Raw genomic sequence first — 21,055 nt, 5'->3', positions numbered from 1 at the left:
ATGGACTCATATTAGTTCATTGCATTCAAGTTTATCAGGTTCACCACCACAAAAATACCCGACAAATTATCGATTACCCGTCATTTCTTTCGATTTACGCACGAACCATTTGTTCGACCAATCGCTGAAGATCAGCAATATCGACATGTCCATCGTTATTTATGTCGGCCATAGCCGCCACTTCCCAATTCGCTGTTCCAACAGCCGCTTGTAAGTAATAAACAACCAAGGCCAAATCAGCCACATTTACAGCTTGGTCACCATTGAGATCCGCAGACTTCAAGGTTACCGAAGCGGTCGCAATAGCAGGGATATCCGAACCTTGAACGACTCCCATCACCTGGAATTGGCCTGTTTGAGCATAGGTATTCTCTGTGACCGTTTCCCATGTTACTGGCGTAGTCTTGTAGGAATAATCGTCACGATAAACGGCTTTCACGACAGTCGGAAGCTGAGGCGCTACATGGATAATCGTACTAATCTGAATCGGGTTAATGTCTAGCGGCACTGAGGTACTCTCCGTGTCACCAATCCGTGTAAATGTAACATCGTCTAAAGAGCCCCAATTCCCGTCATTTCCTTGGATTTCAATTCCAATTGTACAAGTCCCATTGGTTACCTCAATATTGATATGTGTTAGTTGCGATTGCTTCCACTGCGCATAACCAGTATGAGTAATATCTGCACTCAACTGCTCTCCGCCATAATCCTTTGCAAATAACCGGGAGACATTCTCGCCTCCCCCTCCCTGTGTCCATGCGGATAGCCTGTATCTTCCGTCTGGCAAACCTTCAATCGTTTGTGAAATTGTGAAATGGAAAGCCGAAGCTGACCAATAAGCGGCTGAATGTGTACCTCCCTCTGTATGGTTATCCTTAGCTTGAATAGAAATGGCTGAGGTTGTTCCCGTGATGACCCAAGGAGATGTGTTCGCCTCCTCAAAAGCACCATTTGCAGCTAAATTAACGGGTACGATAGCAATAGCCTTCGCTGGGTTTACTCCAGATAAACTCGCCAGCCATATGGAGGCCGCCAGAATGCTAGTTTTCAAGTAATATCCAATCCTCATCGGGATGAACCTCCTTTAAATGAGAGATGCAGCAAGCGATAAATGATCAGGGCTGCTTCTGCTCTTATCGTGTTAGCTTGTGGCGCAATCCCTTCATCATTACCACTTACGATGCCGCTTTTGACCAAAGTTGAAACGGATGCAGCAGCGTAATCCGAGATACGGGAGCTGTCCTTGAACACATTCAAGGAACTCATATCCGTTGTTACATCCAATCTTTTCGAGATATGAAGCGCCCTTGCAGTCAATACCATGAGATCCTCTCGGGTGATGGATGCTTTGGGATCAAAGCGGTTATTGCCGCTTCCTTCGGAAATGCCCAGAGCTTTGGCAATGCCTAACGCTTCGTAATAATAATCTGAAGATTGTACATCGGTAAAGTTAGATTCCACCTTAGCGCTCAGGCCAAGAGCTTTTATCAGCATAACCACATAGTCCGCGCGCGACACTTGCTGTTCTGGACTAAATGTGTCTTGTGAAGTTCCTGTGGTTACCCCTTTGGAGGCGAGAGCTTCGATGGCTTCCTTCGCCCATTCGTATTTCGCGATATCCTTGAAGGACTTGGTAACGAATGATATGGCGTAGGTACTGAAATGTGTCGTTGTGAAAACGATTGCTTGCGTCACAGCATCGTATTTCGCATTGGGAACAGCTATGGCGTCACCGCTTCCATCCAAGTACCACACCACGAGATGATCCGGATGTTGGAGTTCTTCCTTGGTTGGTGTATACGGTATCGATACGGTAACCGGTGCCGCTGGATTGTTCCACGAAACGATCTCACTGCCTGATTTCAGGTATAGATCAATGAGCGGTCTATCCCCAATCTTTGCTAACAATGATTCAGGAAGTGTCGTAGGATCTACGTATCCGATATGTAAGCTAACTCCTTCCGCAGTGCTAAGAGTGGTAGAGTTCAGCATGTTACTCGAGATTGAAACGGTGCCTTTTGGCGTTACAATATCCAATTGCTTAACTACTTTCGACGATTGCAATGCGGTCTTAGGCAGCTGCTGTGCATACGAATTTGCTCCTTCAATTTTGGAAATTTCCAACGATACTTTTTTCTTGCCCTCGTTGTCTGCCTTCGCCTGATCCAGCATTTTTTTCCACATCTCCGCGGATAAAGCAGCCAGCGCTGTTTTACTTTGATCTAATACAGGCAGTTGTACAAGGCTGGATGAACCATCTGCCTCCGTCTTAATTGTTTCCAAAGGAGATGCTGGACCTGAACTTAAGTTAGTACTAGGACTGCTAGGAGTGTCATCACCGCTATCTACATCAGTAATGGCAACGGCAGCCGAGCCTAAGATAGCCGGCTTGATGCTAGCACCTGCAGGAGCACTACCCCACTCGACATCGTGAACGGTAATCGTACCTACAGTTGCAACAGTGTTTGTCTTTGCTTTGAAAGTAAGCGCTAGTGAGTTTATATTTAACGCTTTTCCCCCTGGGTGTGCTAGAACAAATCTTACAGTCCCAGGAACAGCATGATCTGTATGCAAAAGAAGCGTACTTTCCGCGCCGCTTTGCGCAGTCATGTATTCAAATTTGTCCGCGTCATAATGAAGGGTAATGTCTTCTGCGTAGATGGTTTCTACCAAGCCGCCATTTCCAACGTTCACTGTGAAGGAATCTCCCTTCGTCACACGACTAGGAGCTGTTAACGTCTCTGCCGTACGGTCTGTATAAAATTCAAAGTCATCAATATTTCCCCAATTGCCGGCGTTGCCGTCTGCTTTGACCCCAATGGTTGCTTGACCATTGGTAACTTGAATGTCCATAAGAATGGGGTGCTTCCACTCCAACCATTTGGTGTTATGAATATCGGCGGTCACTTCTTCTCCACCAAAGTTGTTTGCAAATAACTTCAGGCTATTTTCGCCACCGCCTCCGTGCGACCAGACTTTCAATGTGTAGTTGCCATTTGCTAAGCCTGTAATCGTTTGCGATGCCGTAAATGGCATGGCTTGAGGTAACGAATAATGCAGCGCATGGCTGCTGGCGTGAGCATTTGCTTGATCTGTCACGACTTTTACCGCGGTTTCATCGCCTGTAATTGTCCAGTTGCTGCTATCTCCGCTTTCAAAGCCTGGATTTTTGACCAGGTTGGTAGCTCCCTGTACGATCACCTTTAGAGTGGCTTTCAGTGGAACCCCTGCGATCGAGCCTTGCAGAGAAATGGTTCCAGGATGATTCAGTGCATCAGTATCGAACGCCTCCCAAGTTACCGGTAATTCTCTAACCGAATCATCTGTAAATTCAACCTTCACTTTACTTGGCAGCAGCAGTGTTCCTCCGACAGTGACATTGACCTGGGAAGGGTGGATCAGCGCAGCTTCTGCTGTGAAGATTTCTCCATTTCCAGCGGAAACACGATTGAACACATCGAGAGATGGGAGAGCATTGCCGTTAAAATCAAACATCGCCTGATTTTCCCATCCGTTACCTTCACCTGGTTTGGAGCTCCACTCCGCTCCTTTGACTGGAATCCAGTCCGGCTCCCAGTAGAAAATACCCAGCCCTTTCTTCTCCGGAACTTGAGCCACAGCGTTCATGACGTCCCGAACTTCTTGAGCTTGTCCTTGAATGGTTGCTTTATAACCGCCAAGCTGTTCTTGACTGGGACCAAAATTGTTTGAAAAGTTGTCCCCATCATTCAATGTATACGCGTAAGCGTTTTCAGCAACGAGCACCTCTTTGTTGTACCTCTGCGAAATGTCCGTCATGTTCTGCTGAAGCTGCTCCAGCGGACCGTGCCAATAAGGGTAATATGAGAAACCAATCACATCGTAGTCCACTTTAAAAGTTTCCAGTTGATCAAAGTTGCGACGAAAAAGTTCGTTGTTCCCCCCGTCGGCGAGATGAATCATTATTTTCGTTCTTTTCGCAGGATTATTCTGGTTAGGATCGTTATCACGGACAGCTTGAACGCCTTTTTTCACGAGATTAGCCCAGCCTTCAAATCCACCGCTGCCTGTCGTTTTCCCATCCGGCCATACCATACCTGTATTCGTTTCATTTCCAATTTGCACCATCTCCGGCATTGCACCGACAGCCGTTAAGCCTTGTATCACATCTGCCGTATAGTCATAAAGAGCTTCTTGAAGCTCTGCGGTGTTAAGTCCCGCCCACGCCGACGGTTTATTTTGCTTCTCTGGATCCGCCCAGAAATCACTGTAATGAAAATCCAGCAGCACCTTGAGGCCGAGATCATGCGCCCTTTTGGCGATTTCTATGGTTTTGGCCTTATCGTTATTGCCCCCACCAAGCGGCTTGCCGTCACCATCGAAGGGGTGATTCCAAATACGCAGTCGTATCCAGTTAACTCCGTGATCTTTCAGAATTTGCAGGGCTTCCTTTTCTACGCCTTGATCATAAAATTTACCTCCGCTAATCTCAATTTGCTTCAGCATCGACACATCGGCACCTTTAATAAAATCAGGGGATATGCCCTGAATCGGGTTAATGCGAATTTGTGCAGAAGCATTTGAATTCGGCTCCGAGGCATAAGTTGTCGGAACCATCGCTGATGTCAGTATCAAACTAAGCAGAATGGCCAAGCTCTTTTTCATTTTCTCAATTCCTTTCCAAAGGCAAAATGTGAGCGCTTTCTATTTGTCACCTAAATGGTACCAACATCTGTTTTTCAAAATAACCCGCTAAAATATCGATTACCTGTTCATTCTATCGACCTATATAAAGGCTTAGGCGAACCTACTGGGTGATCCCCCTATTTGATCCAAGTAATGTTGTATTTTGTACAACAAAAAGCTAGTTAAGCCTCGTTATCCTCTCGATTGTTGCAGTAAATACAACAATTTCCCCCTAAAATAGCTCCATAGAAGGAAATTAGGCTAAATTGTTGTACACCATACAACATTGACAGCTTTATGAGAAGAAACCAACGAAATTGTTGTACTGCGTACAACAATCACTCCTCTAAACCAAATAAAAGACTGTCAGACTGGACTGTTATTCCCCACTGCTCACTCAAGCCAGTAACCAATAACCAGAAGCAAAATCACTCAGCATAAAAATTCACTACAACGATCCAATCAAAAAAACTTGGCTTCCAAGTGTAATAGGGTTAAGCTTCGCCTCCCCTTCCGAGACGCCTCTTTATTCCTTCTCAGGACGCAACTCGCCCTCTCTCAGCGGCTGAGAGGTCCTTTTCAAACGTCTCGCGCCACTTTAGGTCCATTCGAGCCTCCGAGACGCCCCTTTATGCCTTCTCAGGACGCAAAACCCGCTAACTTGCCTTCTCTCAACAGCCGAGAGGTCCTTTTCAGACGTATCGCGCCACTTTCGCTCCATCCGGACCTCCGAGACGCCCTTTTCTGCCTTCTCAGGACGCAAAACCCGCTAACTCGCCTTCTCTCAACAGCTGAGAGGTCCTTTTCAAACGTCTCGCGCCACTTTCGCTTCATTCGGACCTCCGAGACGCCCTTTTCTGCCTTCTCAGGATGCATTTTCGACCTCTCACTTCGCTTTAGCACCATTCCCACACTTTAGTGATTAATTTTATCGTCTCAGCAGACATTACGGAGGTTCCGGACGGATCCTCCGATTTTAAGCGTGTTTTCTCACTATCAAATCACTTCCACGCGCTCCCCGCACTTTAGAGAAGAATACATCCGTTTCCGCGGCGGCCCAATAAATATGGGTTAAATTTCGCCTACCCTCACACTCTAACGAAAAAAAATCCGCTTCCTGATAACAGGAAGCGGATCCCTCTTCAACTTTCGCAATCAATGATTAGCTTGGTTCAGCATGCATTTTGTCCGATTTAATCTTCGTAAATCACAACGGACTTCGTTTCTTCTTCCCATTTAACCGTAGCTTTTAGAGCTTCGCTAATGAAACGAACCGGTACAACCGTGTTTCCTTCAACGATGGCCGCAGGAACTTCCAATGTAACTTCTTTACCGTCTACAGTAGCTTTCGTGCTATCGATAAAGAGTTTAACTGTAATTCCGCCACGAGTAACGGTTACCGAACGTTCTTCGGCGTTCCAGGTTACTTCGGCTTTTAAAGATTCGGATATCGCACGGAATGGTACCAATGTGCTGCCGTCTTTGATGAAAGGATTAACTTCCAAAGTAGGCTCCTCACCATTCACATACAAAAACACGCCTTTTTTACCTAGCTTTTCAAAAAGTTTTCCAAGTTTCTTATAGGAATTCAAGTTCTTTATGTTTGCTTTCACGGCTTCCTTTTGAACATAAACCGCATCGGTTACACTACCCTGCTCGTCCAAAACATCAGCAACAGCAGAAAGTGCAGCATCACGATCTTTAATCGCATCAAGTTCAACCTTTAATTCGTCGCTAATGTGAGCACCGTAGTTAGTCAAAAGTAGATCAGCAATAACAGCTCCGGCTGGCTTGTCCTTTACATTCTCGAGCGCTTTAAGAAGACCTTTATACCCGTTTTTGCCTTCATTGCCATAAGTGTCGGTAGTTACAGTTGAATCTGCACCTCCATTAACCTTTATATTCAGTTCAACTGCTGGTTTGGACGAATCCACTTTATCAGCATTGTTGCCATTTTCGGATTTTGCAAAGGCAGATCCTGTCATAAGGCTAGTTACAACAACGCATGTTGCTGTAATCATCCAAGTCTTTTTCATTTTCATAATAACGACTCCTCAATTGTGATTTATTAACTCCCTAACATATTCGACATCTTTCCTATTTTTGGAGGGGTCGCTTTGAGAGAATTGAAAAAAACCGCCTCCTTTCAACAGGAAGCGGACTTCTTTTCAACTTATTTTTTCGCAATCAACGGATTAGCTTGGTTCTGCATTTCAGCAACAACCTTTTCAATACCAGCTTGCTTCAGCTTATCATTAAACACTTTCACACCATGCTTATCATCGTTAGGATCAACCAAACCGTAGAAGAGCGGTTTACCGTAAGTCTCCATTACGTTGCTAACAGCGGCGACCTCATTTTTCACTTTGGTATCATCAAACGTAAATGTCTCTAAAGGATGGTTGACAGTCACTGTCTTTTTCCAGTTTTCTGTGAATTTTTGTGTTTCAGCAGCTACTGTGGAATCCAAACGTTCATGCAAGGAGTTCCAGCCCCATGGATCCGTACCGGACGGAGGGAAATCAGCAGAAGCAGGAAGCGGTTTGAACTGATCGTTGCCTACAGGCTCGTAGTGCTTGCCTTTAATCCCGTAGTTCGTCAGGTCATGAATTTCTGGATCATAACGGAGTAAATCAATCGCCATTAAACCACGTTCGTAGTTTTTGGAACCTGCATGGATGGACATCCCGTTATTGATAAACGGATTGGATAGACGTTTTTTGTCAGGACTCAGATCATACAGCTCCACCTTCCAATCTGGATGTGTGGTTTGCATTTCGGATTTGGCACGCAATAATGTTCCTAAATTCCATTCTACGGAAGCTAGTTTACCATCTTTGAATGCTTGTGTTTTGTCGACTTTATTGGCAATGGCATCTCGGGACCAAGCACCTGTTTTTTGTGTATCATTCATTTTCTTAGCAAAATCAGCGAACTCCGGTGTATCTACAAAGTTGAATAGTTTTCCGGAACCATCTGTTACTTTATAAGCAACTGGCAGTTGAGGAACGACAAAGTTCCACTCATTCGGTTGAACCAACTCAATCGCATTAAACTCACTCACACCGATACTTGGTTTGAAATCCTTCTCTTTCTCAGCAACCGTTTTCAAATATGTCACGTAGTCATCATACGTTTTCAGCTCAGGTAAATTGTACTTTTGACGCAAGTCTCCTCGAATACCGACCATATGGTAACTGTACTCAAAATTGTTTTGTGGAACCATATAAATTTTACCGTTGATTTTGGCTTGCTCCCAAGCTACTTTTGGCTCTTCCGCCCATGTTTTCGGGGCAAACTTCTTAATCATATCTTCTGTCAATTCCATAAAGCCGTTTTTCGTAGCTTGCTGCGCATAGTAGGACCATGTAGCCGAGAACACGAGATCGAAATCCTCGTTAGCTGCGAACATAAGCGGATATTTCTGTTGATACTCGCCCCAATCTAGAAAGCTAACATCAAGCGTTGCATTAATCTTTTGCTTCATCAATTTATTTACTTCACCATAAACCTCATCAAAAGCTTTTGGCTTGGAGCCAAGCAAAACCATTTTCAGCTTTACTTCCTTACTTGTATCAATACCATTACTTGAAGTTGCGGAAGCGCTTGCTTGAGGTGCCGCTGAAGTACTCGGTGTCGGTGTTGCCTCTTTCGTGCCGCAAGCCGTCAGTACAGTACCCATCACGAAAAGTGATGCTAGACTGAGTTTAGCTAATTTCTTGGTGTATGCCATTTTTTTCTCCCCTTATAAAAGATAGATAATTTATGATAACCGGGAATTTGAATTCCCGGGGTTATCCTTTTACAGCTCCAACGGTTAAGCCTTGAACGAAATAACGCTGAACGAACGGATATAAGAAGATGATCGGACCTGTAACAAGAATGGCGAGCGCCATTTTCAAGCTTTCACCAGGCAATTCCGTAACCTGCATACCTGTAATGGCCATAACCTTGCGAATGCCTTCGAGATTGCCCAGCATTTTATAAAGTAAATATTGCAGGGTATACAGTTTCTCATTCTGTACAAACAGCAAAGAGTTAAACCAATCGTTCCAATAATTCAGTGCGGTGAACAGTCCAATCGTGGCCAGTCCCGGTTTGGCTAGCGGTAGAATTAAACGGATAAAAATCGTGAAATCCCCTGCTCCGTCTATCTTCGCAGATTCCGTAATAGCGTCCGGTATGCTCCGTAAGAACGTCCGTAAGATGATAATATAGAACACGTTTAAGAGCGGAGGCAATAACAGCGACCAGAAGGTATTCTTCATGTGTAAATAGTTAACCATTAAGATGTACCAAGGTACAAGTCCGCCATTAAAAAGGGTTGTGAAGTAGAAAAAGAAGGAAAATCCGCCGCGCCACTCAAAATCCTGACGTTGAAGGACATACGCAGCCATCGCTGATATGAATAGTCCCACAATCGTCCCCGTTACGGTTAGAGCAATCGTCAACAGATAAGAGCTAACAAATTGCTGTGGATGTTTGAGCGCAAAGGCATAGGCATCCCAAGAAAATTCCTTGGGCCATAATCGAAAGCCATCACTCGTAATCGAGGATTCGCTCGTTAAGGAGCCGCTAATAATAAGAATAAAAGGAATTAAACAAGCCAAACTGATCAAACTGATAAACACATAGCCAATGACATCCAGCATTCGCTGATCGATTTGACTCTTTTTAACACTCGTCGTACTCATAGGTTCACCCCGCAAATTGCATTATGTTTAAAATAAGGCATTCTCTTTATCCGATTTACGTACAAGGAAATTCGTTACCATAATGGTCGCAAAACAGAGGATGGATTGATAGAATCCAATTGCGGAAGACATCCCGATTTCATTGTTAACCAATAAGGAACGGTACACATACGTGTCAATAACATCCGTCGTTTGATACAGCAGACCATTGTTGCCCACGAGCTGGTAGAATAGTCCAAAATCACCGCGGAAAATGCCGCCAATCGCAAGTAGAACAAGGATAGTTATCGTAGGACGCAAGGACGGAAGTGTAATATAGCGAATCCTTTGAAACACATTAGCGCCGTCAATTTCAGCAGCTTCATACGTTTCTCGATCAATACTCAGAATGGATGCCATGTAAAACACAGCGCCATAACCAACTGCTTTCCACGCTGAGAAAAAGATCAGAATATACTTCCAATATTCCGGAGTCGTATAAATATCTAGCTCAGGAATATGTAAGGAGCGAAGCAGTGTATTCACGGTTCCATGTTCGTAATTGAAAAGATTGTATGCTACAGCTCCAACCACGACCCAGGATAAGAAATACGGTAGAAACATAAGGGTTTGCGCTGTTTTGCGAAACAGTTTCGAGCCGATTTCGGCCATCAGGATCGCCACCACAATTTGCAGCACATTGTTAATAAGGATAAAAGCCGCATTGTAAAGCATCGTGTTCCGAGTGACTCTAAACGCATCGCCCGTCATGAAGAAGAATTTGAAGTTATCAAATCCCACCCATGGTGAGTTCATAATGCCCAAATCATAGCGGTACTGCTTGAACGCAAGCACGATACCGGCCATCGGCACATAGCTGAAAAGCAAGAAGTAAAGGACTGCCGGAGCAATCATGAACAGCAGTGTTTTCTTAGACTTGAGTCGATACAGGAGTCCTGTTCTCATCTCTATTCGTTCCCCCATCCGGTTCTAGTTGTCTCTCCTGTTACTAAATTAACAGGTTCCATGCAGCGTAGTAACCCGACAAAATATCGATTCCCTGTAACTTTTGCAGATAGCACCTAAGTTAGTGGCTTTGCTGTCTAATATGCGCTAATCTTAAGCTACACTAGGATAAACGGATCCGCTGTCCTCCAGGACGAGCGCGTTTGTCAAGGTTGATGCAAAGCCAAAGTATAAAACTTATACTTCCTTATCAACTCTAGAGAAGCTTACGCTTACATCATAAGTTTCTCTGAAAATTCTTGGGGGCGATTTTAACTATGAAACTTCTTTTCGCAGAGGATGAAAAATTCACGAGAGAAGGAATTCGTAAATCGATTGCATGGGGAGAACTCGGGATTACTGAGCTTGTCGAAGCGGTCGATGGTCTAGAAGCGGTTGCTATCGCTGAGCAATTTCAGCCCGATATTGTGCTGACGGATATTCGCATGCCGCGCATGGATGGCATTGAGCTTGCTACACACCTACGCCGGAAGTATCCACTTTGCAAAATTGTTTTTATGAGTGGTTACGCAGATAAAGACTACTTAAAAGCAGCGATATCGTTGAAAGCGGTCAGCTATGTAGAGAAACCGATTGATATCGAGGAGCTAGAAGAAGCGTTGCGAAGCGCAATAGCCATTTGTTTGGAAGAGCAGCGGCATTTGGCGAACGACGCGGTAGCCAGAGATAATAAGAGCTACATCAAGCAAGAAGCAGCGCTCCAGCTCATACGCGGGGGATTTGACGAGGAATTGCTGGTTAAGCGACTGTTGGCCGTTGGATTCGAGGCATCGCTTCAAGCCCCGGCAGTTACAATATTGGCCAAACTAGTTACACCACAACCAACGAAAGAAAACATTAATTCCATTATTGAATCAGCATTGACCGCCTTCGAAAACCCGTACTTATATGCACTGAAAGATGACAATCACGTTATCCTTCATTTATTTTCGAGCGGCATAGTGCCTATAGAAAGCAGTGGATTGCATCACGTTTGTTACGAGCTCTCTTCTGCTTTAAAAAAGGAATTTCATTCCTTCTCCATTGCCGCGGGGAAAATAGTTCCTTCGGTTAAAAGGCTGCAGGAGTCGTATACAAGTGCTGTCCTTCGTCTTCAGGAGTCATTCTTTCATAAACCATGCTCCGTCATATTGCATGACAGTTATGGCAGCGAAGTGAATTCTGAGCATTATCAAGTGCCGGCTGAGTTATTCAACAGGTTCCAAGAAGCACTTGTAGAGGAAAACTTTGAGGATATTTCCCGTTTGTTGAACACGGTTACCACGGATATTCATCAGCATCCTGGAACACTAATTGTCAGCGTCAAAGAGCTCTATTATCGTTTTGCTTTGGAAATGGACAAATTTGCTCGCAGCCGAAATGTCATCCTGTTCGATGTCTCGGAAGAAAATAATGTGCCGTGGAAGCTTATCCTGGAATGTCACTTCCTAGATGATATTCATCGGGTGATCACCCAGAAGCTGGATGAGCTGAAGCAATCCTTCAGGGAACGTGGGAATGGAAGCATGTCATCTGCCAGCTCGCGGATTATTCGTTACATTCATCTGCATTTTGCTGAGGATAACTTGTCTGTCCAAGATGTGAGTGATCATATGCAAATGACAGCCTCGCATCTCATCTCGATTTTCAAAGAAGCGACTGGCAAAACCATTAAGCAGTATGTCACAGAATATCGAATGGAAAAGGCAAAGGATTTGCTACGAAACAATCGATTGAAAGTGCTCGACGTCGCTTCACAGGTGGGGTTTAAAGATGGGGAGCATTTCGCGAAAATATTCCGCAAATCAACAGGGATGACACCTTCCGAGTACCGGGAGCGATGCCAACTATGATGTTCACTTTGATTCAAACGATACGAAAATGGCTGTACAACGCGAAATTACGGCATAAAATCATGGTTACTTATTTACTGCTGATTATGATTCCACTTGGCTTCTATCAATTCATTGCTTCGGATAAAATGTCAGCCATCATCATTAATCATGTGACGTATTCGGCCAAGCAGGGCTTCGACCAAACCTATTCGTTCCTCAGCTACCGCGTACAGCGAATAGCGGAAACGACGAATATCCTGGTTTCGAACACAACCATCTCTAGTATCTTAATGGACACGAGTATCACGCAGAATATTAATCGCGAGCTGCAAGATTATAGTAATTTGAAGCAGCTCCTCCGATCCATGCAGGACAGCCTTGATATTTCACGGGTCATCCTCTATGTGCCGAAGGCATTTATTTTCTCCAACGAGTCGGAGAATTTCCTCCCCCTCGACCAGACTGTTGACAGCCCTTGCTTTGCTCGTTTAAATGAACTGCATGCCAAATATTTATGGTGCTCGCCACCGGAATTAGGTTCTCATGCTACCCATGATAACTCCTCCCTCTATGTGGTTAGGAGCATTCTGGATCCAAATAATTATTCGGTGCCCATCGGCCAGCTGCGTGTGGATGTACAGGCGGAGACACTGCGCTCCATGCTTAAAAAAGCCAACGTGGTGAAGAAAAGCGCCACCTTCTTAGTTGACCAGAACCATCAGATCGTGCTTGCTTCTGAACCTATGACCCTTACCGACTTTACCCTGCCAGATATCTCCAGCGACTCGGTTACGATGAATTGGCAAAGCAACAATAACTACTATTTATACCGGCAGCTCCCATCGAATTGGGGCATGGTGACAGTCATTCCGTTAGATGAAGTCGTTCAGCAAAGCAATGAGCTGCGCAATGACTTACTAGTTATTTTACTTATTGTAAGTGGACTCGCGTACCTGCTAGCCTATTTATTCTCCTTCTCGGTTACTCGGCGCATCTCACAATTAACGAGCCGTTTGCGTGATGTACAGAATGGCAATCTAATCGCATTGGCTCAAACGCAAGGAAAAGATGAAATAGGAGAGCTGATTCAAACCTACAACTACATGATTGAACAAATTAGTTCTATGAATAAGGAGCATTACCGGCTAGGACAAGAAGTGAAAAACGCGGAGCTTAAAGCACTTCAGTCGCAAATCAATCCTCACTTCCTGTATAATACCCTCGATCTTATTAATTGGATGGCTGACAGCGGTCTTAACACGGACATCAAAAAGGTCGTCAAGGCGCTAGCTCGTTTCTATAAAGTCAGCTTAAGCAGCGGGAAAGATATTATTTCGCTCCGCGAGGAATTAAAGCATGTTTCTTTTTACATGCAGATTCAGAATATCCGATTTGAAAATAAGATTGATTTTCAAATTCATGTGCCAGAGGAGCTTCTAGATAACACGATTCCGAAAATTACTTTGCAGCCAATTGTAGAAAATGCAATCCTACATGGTATTCTTGGACGTACTCACCGCGAGGGTACGATTACAATTAGCGGTGCGAGAGTGAATGACAACATTCACCTGATCATCAAGGACGACGGAGTCGGCATGCGCGCTACACAGGTCGAAGACATCATGACGGGCACGAGCCGCAGCAAAATAAGCGGCAGCGGATACGGCGTCAAAAATGTCATCGAACGCATTCGCCACTATTTCGGCGAGCCTGCGAATTTGACGTATCGCAGCGTGCCTGGCGAGGGCACTGAAGTGGAAATTACGATTCCGGTTACAACGGGATCCGAGATGTAGTCATAGAAAGAGCCTTAGGATGCAGGTGCTTCCTAAGGCTCTACTTCTATCTATTTCAAATAAAACACTTCGCGCATCGGTTGAATTGGCACCGCTTCGCGGAAGTCGAAGGAACCGACGACCATCTTCGAAGTAATCGCATTCCATCGATTACAAGCTTCGCTTTCTGCTAAATAAGCGAAAGCAGCTTCTAAATCATCGCACAAGAAGCAATAAAAAAATTGCGCACCATTTTGAAAGATCGAGTAATCCCTAATCCCGGCTTTCGTGTGCTCTTCCATAATTTCCGGCCATGGTGCCAGATGCATACTCACGTATTCCTCTAAATCTTCTTCACGAATGGTCCATGTCCATGCGAATTTCCCACTATTCGACATACGGTCACCCTTTCCCATTAACATTCAATCAATTGTACTTTAACTCGACAACTTCGTCTCGTCAATAAACATCATCGCCCAAGCTTATAAACAGAAAAAGACGACAGCCAATTAGGGCCGCCGACTCTTGATGCATGGTGCTTATTATTCGATTTTACGGGATGCTCCAATGAACCAAACGAGAAAAGCGTAGCACAATAGCGCAATAAAGCCATAGCCGCCGAATACGTCATATTTTGAAGCAAAGTAACCGAAGCCAAGACCAGCGAGAGTGTGCACGAGATTCTCCCCTAACGATTGGAACGAATCGATCGTTGCCCGCATAGAGGAATGGGTCCGGTGATGTAAGTAGCCGGAGGCGATTGGCTCCATCACCCCAGAAAACAAGCAAATGATGAACATCGCTGAGAGGCCGATGAAATCCTTGCTAATGGCAACATAGGTGAAGCCGACGGCGAATACAACCATAATAATGAAAATCAGCGCTCTATAGCTGAACCAACCTAACAGCAAGTGTGCCATGAGATTGCCAGGAAGCTGCAGCAGCATGATAGCGGCAGATAATACGCCGAAGTATGCAACCGGAATACCCAGTCTGCTCACGTATAACTGCCAGAATTCTTCGATGTAACCCATGGCAGCACCTGTCACCATGGCTGAAAGCATCACAAGAGAGACGCTTGGGTTCGTTCGAAAAAAACGTAGAGACACAGCGACATAGGTCTTGAAAGGAATTACTTCATTGACAGAATTATCTTCTGAAGCAGCAGACGGCTCGATCAAAAGGATTGAGAGCGTCAGGGCGATTAGCGCGCTCCCGAACGATATCCAGTAGTTCAGCTCAAGGCCGTATTTACTTGCGAGTAAGCTTCCGCACAAGGCGGCGAGAATTGCGGATACGAAGTCGCAGGCATTCAATCTGCCCAGTTGTTTTTCGTATGAAGAGGCCTTCCCTTGCAGCATTAAAGAATCGTATAGCAGGGCATTTTCTGAGCCGCTGCTGGCCGATCGACTCACACCCGCCAAGAAAACGACCAAGGCAAAGTGCCAGAATTCGGTCGCAAACAGTAGCATCAGAAACTCGCTGCACCCAAGCAGGGCACTGAGCACAAGCATCTTTTTTCGGCCCCACTTGTCGGCCATAATGCCAGTGGGAATTTCCAGAAAGACGATTGTCAGGGCGTAAATAATTTCCGTATACACGACCATCTGAATGGTCATGCCCCTCTCCTCCCAGAAAAGCCTCTCGATGACGTAGGCTGGGATAAGGCTGGAAAAGAAGCGGAGCGCATATAGTTTTCGAAGGTTGGCTGTGTAGTCCATGAAGGAGCTCCTCTCCTAGATTTGATTGGCTAATTAGGCTCAATCAAATCAGGGGGCGCTCGCGGAGGACTAGCGGTTACGTTTTAGCAGGGAGGTCGTGCGAAAGCTATCATGGTGAGGTATCTCCTTTCATTCAGGTCGTAGTTATCCCCATCATAAGTTGCGAAACAGGGCGCGTCAATGATTCTCGGATCATTGCCTCTTTTTCATTTCTTTTCGCCACAATATCAAAGCAAGCATGCCCATTGAAATAACCGCCCCAGCTAATCCAAGTCCCATGTCTTTTTGAGTATCAAAAACATCACCTTGCAAACCAACATATTCCTCCCCATGTTGCCCAGCTACAAAAGCAGCCCCCATCTCAATGATTTCGAAACAGGCGCTGCAACTGAAAACGACTGCCGCGGGAATGACGAATGACCAAAAACCACGAAGTGCGGCGGCACGGGTTAGCAATTCACGGAATGGATATGACCAGAATAAACCGAATGCGAAATGAATGACCCTATCGTAATAGCTTCTCTGGGTATAAAACGAAGCTTTCAGCCACATGTCGAACGGTGTACCCTGATAGGTATAATGAGCCCCATAGGTATGTAAGCAAAGAAAAATAAACATGAATAAATAGGAAACATTAGAGAATCGGAAAACTTTATAAGTAAAGGTGAGAACAAGTACAACGATAACGGGAAGTATGCTCTCCATAAGCCATTGTATCCGGTCAGTGGGTGAGATGGCCATGAATCCCCAATACACAGCAAACACGAAGATCATCAAGTGCAATAGCCAATTGCGGGAAAACGGTCTTTCGGGGTTTGTCAGCATATTCGTCCGTTTCTTAGAGATAGGATGCTAGTCATGTAGAAGTCAACCTTTCTTCCGCCTTGTTTGTTTTTATCTGGATTACATATAACAAAATCCCGTTAGCCATTTCGGCCAATGGGAGATTTATGAATGACTTTAGTCTTCTGGTGTACGATCCAAGTACAAACGAGTCACTGAAGTAGCATCGCCCTTTTCAATATCTTCTTCCGTTGCTTTTTTCTCAAGAGGATCATGCGTGTTCATACCCGGTGCAATTGTCGGCTCGTTATGGTTGGATTGGGACTTGTCTTTCAAATTAATCACCTCCATCACCCTTAGTTTGGATAAATATGCCGATTCTATACTTGGGCAGAGAAAGATAACATCCAAAGTGGCTTTTGGGCATCCCAAGCAGGATAGTTGGGGTTGGGGGTGGCTCTCGACAAGCATAGATGTAAAAAGTACATCAAAATTTGTTAAAAGTGACTCTTAGGGCGAGTAATCATGCATTTTCTCCTAACGCATGAAAAAGGCAAAATTGTTGTACAACATGCAAGCCGCGGCAGCTCCTAGTTGATGTACATTACCGTCAATATTCGTTTTATGTAAGTTGAGAATAAATAAAAGGGAAAGCCCATCTGATGGATAACATCAGAGTTTTTTCCCTTTGTTTTATTGCATTTGAAGGCCAAGCTACAATCTTACACTAGCCACGACTGGATAGTGGTCCGACGGATAGCGACCGTTGTACATGTTTCTATCGATATTGATTGAATTCACTTGAATTTCGGGCGTCACGAAAATGTAATCTATCGGCTCTCCCGTGTCGCCGCCGTTAAAGTCATGCCAGGTGCAGCCTACATCATTGTCATCACCATAAGCGTCACAAAGCCCCGCTTGTGTCAGAATTTCGATCACTTCGCTGCTTGGGCCGCAGTTAAAATCACCTGTCAAAATTGCCGAAATCCCGTCTCGGCGGTTCATGGAACGGATTCGTTCTACAATAAGCTGGATGCCGTTCGTTCTAGCTTCCTCACTCATATGATCCAAGTGAGTATTGAACACGTACCACTCCTGTCCGTCTTGCTGCTTCAGCCGTACCCAGGTGCATATTCGCGGACAGCCAGTGTTCCAGCTCAAGTAACCGAGCCGTTCAGGATATTCCGATAGACCGAAGTTCCCGCTCTCGACTGGCTTCAACAAACCACGATGATAGAAGACAGCGCAATGCTCGTCTTCATTCCCTCCCTGACGGCCATCACCAAGCCAGGCATAATCCGATAGCTGCGCCTCCAGATCCTGCAGCATGGCATGCGTTCCCTCCTGCGTGCAAACAATCGCTGCCCCTGCTTTTTTTATAGCCTCAGCCGCTTCAATGATCCGGTTCGGCCATGCATTGTCGCCATCCTGCTTGACATTAACCCGCAGGTTAAACGTCATCACGGTTATATCCATGTTATCCTCCAATAGTTACAAATAACCTGCCAACTTTTTAAGAATTTGCGCTTGTTCGGTCGTCATTTTCTTGCCGCTTTGAGCGTTCACTTCGTTAAGGAAAGCGTGAAGCATTCCTTCCTTTGCCTTTAGATTTCCTCGCTTCTCCGCTTCCTGTGCATTCAGAAGCTTGCTGCAAAGCCCATTGGCAATCTCCTGATCGTCCGCTATAAATTGACGAATGAGTTCGCACACCCCGTCATAGGTCACGGAAACTTGGAACGTAAATGTGGCGGGTACTGGTGTTTCCTGCCAAGTCTGTGGCCGATACCGTAATATCGTGGCTTCCAGGTTCAAACGTATAGGCAGGTTGCCCAACGAGTGGAGATGAACACGAATTCGTAACCAGTCCGGATAAAGCTTACCCCTTCTGCAGAAATCGGGAATTGAATTGTTGATCCCTTTACTGTCGTTTGATTAATCGACTGCGCCCCCGTAGCGGAATAGGAGATGGAGTAGGCATGGTTTGCTTCAATCGTTACGGCCGCATCCTTATTGATCCAACCGCTCTCGTTCGGAGACGGATTGATGCTTGCGACTGAGATCGGCGGGACTGAATCTTTGACACTAATGAAAAAATCATCATAATACGCTGATGAAATATTATATCGGCTCGTAACAGCGATTAGACTAGCGTAGGCTGCATTGGCCGGCGCCTTTCCTTTGAGTGTCACCTTCTGCCATTGGGCCAATCTGGATTCGTCCAGATGGATTTCCAGCGTGGAGATCGTCGCGTTGTTCTTGCCAAAGAAACGGAACATGAATCCCGGTTGACCTGACTCAATGTACAGATTAACGCCCGCTTGGTATTCTTCACCAGGCTTGACCGGAATCTTGTCACTTTGTACGGCAACGGAAGCTGTCCGGAGTTTATCCGCGATCTTCAGGCTTTTGGATCCGGAGAAGCTGCGATCACCGTTGATTTCAAACCGGTAATCCGTTCCTGTTGTGAACAAAGAAGTCCAACCGGGAATAACACCATTATTCACAGTATCTTCCAATCCAGCGTTGCGGATAGAAACTGGAATGCCCGGTGGCTCCTCCACGATTTCCCCATCTACCTTCATTCGGTATAAAATCGTATTGGTCGCCTGATCGGTAAAGTATAAGTTGCCATCCATTCCCAGATCAAATCTTGAAGTGTCCGCCAAAGTGCGAAACTCCAGCGTTTGCGGATCAATAACAGTCAGTTTGTTATTGAAAAGGACGTAGAGCAGTCCGTCAAATCTTGATTGGTGAAAAATTGGATAAAATGCTTCAGCCCGACCCACTCACTGCCCAGCACGCCAGAGAAGACACTGTAATCCTTAAAGGCAATAATCAACCCATATAAGGGGCCGTATCGGAATAAAACGTAGAAGATTATACATGGAATAAAAAGTATTAGCAGCTGGCGATCCCGCCTCATATGCTTGAATGCGGCCGATAATCGGGATTCTGTCTTTGGGTTATTTGGCTGCATCATACCGTTTTTGTGCGTCGTTGTAGACTTTGATATACGCATCCAGTCCTTTTTTCGCAATCGTCTTTTTCCATTCTTCCCACTGGCAATCCCCGTATTTTTTATCAAGGATATACTTGGCGTTAAATTCTTCGGCTGCTTTTTGCAGCGATGTTTGAAGCTGAGCTAAGGTCGATATTTCTTCATCTGTGAAGTTCAAAATAGGATCGACAGGCTCAAACTTTTTGCCTTTCAGAATTTTATCCTGTGCTTCGCGTTCTTTCTCAGAAAATTTGTAATACACACTGCGGCGATCCGGTCGCAAGTAAGCCCCCTCCAGCCACATTGCATAGCGGTCTTCCAGCACGCCGATGTCAACCAGAGGCAGATCCTTCAGTTGTGGATAGACAGGGACCCCATCTTTGCCCCACTCAAAATTCACGCCCTCGACCCCAATCGTCATCAATTCGCCGCCGGACGGGCTCGTCAAGTAGTCAAGAAGTTTAAGAGCTGCTTCTTTGTTTTTATTGTTGGAGACTGTCACGCTAAAATCAGATACTTTAGGCAGTGTTCTTACGTTGCCGGTCGGACCGATCGGATTGGCATAACGCAGATTATAATCGGGATTTTTATCCTTAATTTGGTTATAGAATAAATCCAAACGTCCGATCCAATCCCAAGTAACAAAAGACTTGCCGGTGGTCATCTTCGTTGTCCACGAATCCTGCGTATCTGTCAAAAACTCAGGATCCAATAAGCCTTCGTTGTACAGCTTCTTCATGAAATCCAGCATTTCCTTATGCTCAGGCTGAACGCTCGCATACTTCCAAGTTTTATCTTTCTCGTCATAATAGGAAGGATAAGTATCTCCGTTGCCTATGCCCCAGCCGAACGACCAGTCTCTAAAAATATTGGCAATACCTTTCGAGGCATACGGATAGGAGTCCGGGTAAGCTTCTTTCAGTTTTTTGAGCGCTTGATAAAACTCTTCCGTATTCATCCATTCTTTTATCCCTAATTTGTCAAAAACATCTTTTCTAAACAAAAACCGTGATTGACATCCCGATTCAGGTTAAATATAGGCCACGTGTACAGCTTTCCGTTTTCATCGCCATAAGATTTTATGACCCAATTGTTTTCTTCCACGTATAACTTTTTGAAATTTGGAAGATGATCCGTGTAATCATTGATGGCAACTACACCTTTTTGTTTACCGATTTTCTTTAATTCCGCCGGCTTGAGTCCGCTGAAAATGTCCGGTAGCTTGCCTGAGGCAACTACAACCTTAAGCTTATCTTGATAAGTTTGAGGCGAATACGTCTGGAACTCGACTTTAATGCCTGTACGTTTTAATATTTCCTGCACAACCAGCCGATCTTCTTTAATATTGGATGAATTGCTCGGCAGCATCCAAGTCAGCGTCGTTGGTTTGTCCACCAGTGGAAGCTTTAATCCTCCGGTATCGCCGTTAGGATTGGCCGCAGCCGTTGGCGAGCTTACAGGTGATCTCGTCGCATTGCCGACTGCACCTATATCCTTGTTTACGTCGGCCTTTCCACTGCAAGCAGCCAGAATCATAATGATTGTTGATAATACGGTAATGATACGGATCGGCTTTCTTGTCATTTGCGTTCCTCCCTTT

General features: G+C 45.2%; 17 protein-coding genes. 2 read left to right on the top strand and 15 right to left on the bottom strand.

Going from position 1 to position 21,055, the window contains the following annotated elements; genetic code table 11:
* Positions 1-94 precede the first annotated feature (94 nt).
* The 6 genes from QFZ81_RS11010 to QFZ81_RS10985 form a co-directional block, all read right to left on the bottom strand.
* Positions 95-1,069, bottom strand: a complete 975-nt coding sequence (locus QFZ81_RS11010) for an Ig-like domain-containing protein (RefSeq protein WP_307444555.1) — start codon at positions 1,067-1,069, stop codon at positions 95-97.
* Positions 1,066-4,644: a glycosyl hydrolase 53 family protein gene (locus QFZ81_RS11005; protein WP_307602755.1), complete on the bottom strand. Its 3,579-nt coding sequence runs from the start codon at positions 4,642-4,644 to the stop codon at positions 1,066-1,068. The genes QFZ81_RS11010 and QFZ81_RS11005 overlap by 4 nt, the downstream gene beginning before the upstream one ends.
* Before the next feature lie 1,214 nt (positions 4,645-5,858).
* Positions 5,859-6,707 (bottom strand): copper amine oxidase N-terminal domain-containing protein, encoded by an 849-nt coding sequence (locus QFZ81_RS11000; RefSeq protein ID WP_307444559.1) that lies wholly within the window; start codon positions 6,705-6,707, stop codon positions 5,859-5,861.
* Between the two features lie 131 nt (positions 6,708-6,838).
* On the bottom strand, positions 6,839-8,398 hold the full coding sequence (locus QFZ81_RS10995) for an ABC transporter substrate-binding protein (protein ID WP_307444561.1): 1,560 nt from the start codon (positions 8,396-8,398) through the stop codon (positions 6,839-6,841).
* A gap of 61 nt (positions 8,399-8,459) precedes the next feature.
* A complete protein-coding gene (locus QFZ81_RS10990; protein ID WP_307444564.1) occupies positions 8,460-9,359 on the bottom strand; it encodes a carbohydrate ABC transporter permease in 900 nt (299 codons plus the stop codon).
* Between the two features lie 27 nt (positions 9,360-9,386).
* Positions 9,387-10,304: an ABC transporter permease gene (locus tag QFZ81_RS10985; RefSeq protein WP_307444567.1), complete on the bottom strand. Its 918-nt coding sequence runs from the start codon at positions 10,302-10,304 to the stop codon at positions 9,387-9,389.
* 317 nt (positions 10,305-10,621) lie between these two features.
* On the opposite strand from QFZ81_RS10985, the gene QFZ81_RS10980 reads away from it, so the two are divergent.
* On the top strand, positions 10,622-12,196 hold the full coding sequence (locus QFZ81_RS10980) for a response regulator (RefSeq protein ID WP_307444569.1): 1,575 nt from the start codon (positions 10,622-10,624) through the stop codon (positions 12,194-12,196).
* Positions 12,193-13,974: a cache domain-containing sensor histidine kinase gene (locus QFZ81_RS10975; protein WP_307444572.1), complete on the top strand. Its 1,782-nt coding sequence runs from the start codon at positions 12,193-12,195 to the stop codon at positions 13,972-13,974. The genes QFZ81_RS10980 and QFZ81_RS10975 overlap by 4 nt, the downstream gene beginning before the upstream one ends.
* A 50-nt stretch (positions 13,975-14,024) precedes the next feature.
* Here the strand turns inward: QFZ81_RS10975 and QFZ81_RS10970 are convergent, their stop codons facing one another.
* The 9 genes from QFZ81_RS10970 to QFZ81_RS10930 form a co-directional block, all read right to left on the bottom strand.
* Positions 14,025-14,351, bottom strand: coding sequence for an L-rhamnose mutarotase (locus tag QFZ81_RS10970; RefSeq protein WP_307444575.1), 327 nt, complete (start codon positions 14,349-14,351; stop codon positions 14,025-14,027).
* A 144-nt stretch (positions 14,352-14,495) separates the two neighbouring features.
* Complete coding sequence (locus tag QFZ81_RS10965) at positions 14,496-15,674, bottom strand: MFS transporter (protein ID WP_307444577.1); 1,179 nt, start codon at positions 15,672-15,674, stop codon at positions 14,496-14,498.
* Between the two features lie 192 nt (positions 15,675-15,866).
* On the bottom strand, positions 15,867-16,499 hold the full coding sequence (locus QFZ81_RS10960) for a DUF2238 domain-containing protein (protein WP_307444579.1): 633 nt from the start codon (positions 16,497-16,499) through the stop codon (positions 15,867-15,869).
* Positions 16,500-16,634: 135 nt separating this feature from the next.
* Positions 16,635-16,793 carry a hypothetical protein gene (locus QFZ81_RS10955; protein WP_171643649.1) on the bottom strand — a complete coding sequence of 53 codons (159 nt, stop codon included), beginning with the start codon at positions 16,791-16,793 and terminating at the stop codon, positions 16,635-16,637.
* Positions 16,794-17,171: 378 nt separating this feature from the next.
* Complete coding sequence (locus QFZ81_RS10950) at positions 17,172-17,933, bottom strand: endonuclease/exonuclease/phosphatase family protein (RefSeq protein WP_307444580.1); 762 nt, start codon at positions 17,931-17,933, stop codon at positions 17,172-17,174.
* Positions 17,934-17,948: 15 nt separating this feature from the next.
* The gene (locus tag QFZ81_RS10945) at positions 17,949-18,269 is read right to left on the bottom strand and encodes a hypothetical protein (RefSeq protein WP_307602753.1); all 321 of its coding nucleotides are present in this window, start codon (positions 18,267-18,269) and stop codon (positions 17,949-17,951) included.
* Positions 18,266-19,243, bottom strand: coding sequence for a hypothetical protein (locus QFZ81_RS10940; RefSeq protein WP_307602751.1), 978 nt, complete (start codon positions 19,241-19,243; stop codon positions 18,266-18,268). The genes QFZ81_RS10945 and QFZ81_RS10940 overlap by 4 nt, the downstream gene beginning before the upstream one ends.
* Before the next feature lie 177 nt (positions 19,244-19,420).
* Positions 19,421-20,413: an extracellular solute-binding protein gene (locus QFZ81_RS10935; protein ID WP_307602749.1), complete on the bottom strand. Its 993-nt coding sequence runs from the start codon at positions 20,411-20,413 to the stop codon at positions 19,421-19,423.
* A gap of 14 nt (positions 20,414-20,427) precedes the next feature.
* The gene (locus QFZ81_RS10930) at positions 20,428-21,039 is read right to left on the bottom strand and encodes an extracellular solute-binding protein (protein ID WP_307602747.1); all 612 of its coding nucleotides are present in this window, start codon (positions 21,037-21,039) and stop codon (positions 20,428-20,430) included.
* Positions 21,040-21,055 lie beyond the last annotated feature (16 nt).

The organism is Paenibacillus sp. V4I9, assembly GCF_030817295.1.
Lineage (GTDB): Bacteria > Bacillota > Bacilli > Paenibacillales > NBRC-103111 > Paenibacillus_E.
The sequence above is the reverse complement of the archived record's forward strand: the minus strand, read 5'-3'. Positions and strand labels throughout refer to the sequence as shown.

What these genes read in the sequence shown, in the direction of transcription:
- QFZ81_RS11010 (WP_307444555.1), bottom strand. Translation starts at nt 1,069, where the DNA reads ATGAGGATTGGATATTACTTGAAAACTAGCATTCTGGCGGCCTCCATA.
- QFZ81_RS11005 (WP_307602755.1), bottom strand. Translation starts at nt 4,644, where the DNA reads ATGAAAAAGAGCTTGGCCATTCTGCTTAGTTTGATACTGACATCAGCG.
- QFZ81_RS11000 (WP_307444559.1), bottom strand. Translation starts at nt 6,707, where the DNA reads ATGAAAATGAAAAAGACTTGGATGATTACAGCAACATGCGTTGTTGTA.
- QFZ81_RS10995 (WP_307444561.1), bottom strand. Translation starts at nt 8,398, where the DNA reads ATGGCATACACCAAGAAATTAGCTAAACTCAGTCTAGCATCACTTTTC.
- QFZ81_RS10990 (WP_307444564.1), bottom strand. Translation starts at nt 9,359, where the DNA reads ATGAGTACGACGAGTGTTAAAAAGAGTCAAATCGATCAGCGAATGCTG.
- QFZ81_RS10985 (WP_307444567.1), bottom strand. Translation starts at nt 10,304, where the DNA reads ATGAGAACAGGACTCCTGTATCGACTCAAGTCTAAGAAAACACTGCTG.
- QFZ81_RS10980 (WP_307444569.1), top strand. Translation starts at nt 10,622, where the DNA reads ATGAAACTTCTTTTCGCAGAGGATGAAAAATTCACGAGAGAAGGAATT.
- QFZ81_RS10975 (WP_307444572.1), top strand. Translation starts at nt 12,193, where the DNA reads ATGATGTTCACTTTGATTCAAACGATACGAAAATGGCTGTACAACGCG.
- QFZ81_RS10970 (WP_307444575.1), bottom strand. Translation starts at nt 14,351, where the DNA reads ATGTCGAATAGTGGGAAATTCGCATGGACATGGACCATTCGTGAAGAA.
- QFZ81_RS10965 (WP_307444577.1), bottom strand. Translation starts at nt 15,674, where the DNA reads ATGGACTACACAGCCAACCTTCGAAAACTATATGCGCTCCGCTTCTTT.
- QFZ81_RS10960 (WP_307444579.1), bottom strand. Translation starts at nt 16,499, where the DNA reads ATGCTGACAAACCCCGAAAGACCGTTTTCCCGCAATTGGCTATTGCAC.
- QFZ81_RS10950 (WP_307444580.1), bottom strand. Translation starts at nt 17,933, where the DNA reads ATGGATATAACCGTGATGACGTTTAACCTGCGGGTTAATGTCAAGCAG.
- QFZ81_RS10935 (WP_307602749.1), bottom strand. Translation starts at nt 20,413, where the DNA reads ATGAATACGGAAGAGTTTTATCAAGCGCTCAAAAAACTGAAAGAAGCT.
- QFZ81_RS10930 (WP_307602747.1), bottom strand. Translation starts at nt 21,039, where the DNA reads ATGACAAGAAAGCCGATCCGTATCATTACCGTATTATCAACAATCATT.